Origin of the sequence: Methylobacterium sp. CCH5-D2 (assembly GCF_001556475.1) — a bacterium.
GTDB classification, from domain to species: domain Bacteria; phylum Pseudomonadota; class Alphaproteobacteria; order Rhizobiales; family Beijerinckiaceae; genus Methylobacterium; species Methylobacterium hispanicum.
The window spans coordinates 1-1,563 of record NZ_LSIX01000393.1 but is presented as its reverse complement, the minus strand read 5'-3'; the positions used below and the strand labels follow the sequence as shown (position 1 = coordinate 1,563).

Here is a 1,563-nt window from a genome sequence, read left to right as displayed (position 1 = left end):
CGCTGCGCCCGGCCCTGCCGTAAACCGCCAGGAACCGCTGCGAGGCCCGCGCCCCCTGGACGACGGCCAGGGCGTCCGCCCCCTCGGTGAGGCCGACGAGCTTGATGTTGAGGCCGAACTGGCTCGACCAAAAGGCCGGCAGGTGGCCGTACGGAGGCTGTTCGGAGGGACGGGCCAGCATGTTGGCGGCCGCGTGCCGGGCTTGGTCCACCGCGTTTCCCCAGTGCTCGACCGTCATCGGGCGATTGCCGGTGAGGGGGTTGGGCCAGCGCGCGACGTCGCCGGCCGCGTAGATTGCGGGATCGAGCTCACCCGCGAGGGTCATCGCCCGGCAGGCTGCGTCGCAGGTCAGGCCGCCCGCATCGGCGCGGAGGCCCGCCGCGGCGAGCCATCCGGTTTCGCGCGTCGCGCCGAGGGCCACGATGACGAGGTCCGTCGCGATCGTTGCGCCGCCCGGCAAGTGAGCGCGGCGCACCCCGCCCTTCTCGCCGGAGAACGAGTGAATCTTGGTGTTCATGCGGATGTCGACGCCGGCGTCCCTCATCCGCCCGGCGAGCGTGCCACCGATGACGGTCCCGAGCAGGCGAGCGAGGGGCGTCGGGTTGGGGTCGACGAGGGTGACGTCCAAGCCAAGGTCTCGGCAGCATGAGGCCGCCTCGCAGCCGATCAATCCGGCACCGACGACGAGGACGCGACCGGGACGCTGCGCGAGGGCATTCCGCAGGGAGCGGGCGTCCTCCACCGTGCGGATCGTGAATATCCCGGCGAGGTCCGCGCCCTCGCCCGGCCATGTCCGCGCCCTCGCGCCGGTGGCGATCAGCAGCGTCTCGTAGGGGAGCGTCGCGCCATCGGCGAGGCGAACCACCCGTCGCTCCCGGTCGAGGGCCACCGCTGGCTGGCCGAGCCGCCACCGGGCGCGCAGGCTGCGGAGCTGGGGCAGCTCGGTGGCCTCCGGCGCGAGTTCCCCCGCCAGGACATGCTTCGACAGGGGCGGCCTGTCGTAGGGCCGGTGGGGCTCGTCGCCGACGATCGTCAGGGGGCCATCGTAGCCCCCGTCGCGCAGCGCCTCCGCGCCCCGCAGCCCGGCGAGCGAGGCCCCTACCACCACGATGCCCGGGCGCTGCACGCCGATCACAGTTCGGCCTCCTCGGTCAGGCCCGCGGACTCGACCTCGATGGCCCGGACGGGGCAGGCCTGTTGCGCCCGCTCGATCTGCTCCCGTTTCGCCTCCGGCGGGGCGGGGTCGTAGAAAAGGATCTCGTGGCCCCGCACCTCGAAATGCTCGGGGGCAGCGTAGCAGCACTGGGCGTAGCCCTGGCAACGGTTGAGATCGACCACGACGCGCATTCACGAGGCTCCGAACGTGTGGACGGATGAGCGGGGGCGAGGCTCGGATGTTTTCTGCGGCAGGGAGGCGGGCGAGGCAGCCTTGTCGCGGTGGAAGAGCTCGTCGATGGCGCCGAGAATTTCCCGTCCGGCATCCAGCTCCTCGAAGTCGGCAGCCATCGCCTGCGCCCGGCGCCGGAAGCCGGGTTCGGAGAGCACCCGGTCGATGGCCCCGCC

Annotated in this window: 3 protein-coding genes; all 3 read right to left on the bottom strand. The window is 72.6% G+C overall.

Going from position 1 to position 1,563, the window contains the following annotated elements:
• On the bottom strand, positions 1 to 1,135 hold a 1,135-nt coding region (locus tag AX737_RS10160; RefSeq protein WP_156453629.1), incomplete at its 3' end, for an FAD-dependent oxidoreductase.
• The gene (locus tag AX737_RS10155; RefSeq protein ID WP_066921024.1) at positions 1,132 to 1,347 is read right to left on the bottom strand and encodes a ferredoxin; all 216 of its coding nucleotides are present in this window, start codon (positions 1,345 to 1,347) and stop codon (positions 1,132 to 1,134) included. The genes AX737_RS10155 and AX737_RS10160, both read right to left, overlap by 4 nt.
• Positions 1,348 to 1,563 (bottom strand): hypothetical protein (locus AX737_RS10150; protein WP_210173130.1); only part of this gene is annotated, 216 nt, incomplete at its 5' end.

Bases quoted from the DNA above. Each gene is read 5' to 3' on its own strand.
- AX737_RS10155 (WP_066921024.1), bottom strand. From the start codon at position 1,347: ATGCGCGTCGTGGTCGATCTCAACCGTTGCCAGGGCTACGCCCAGTGC.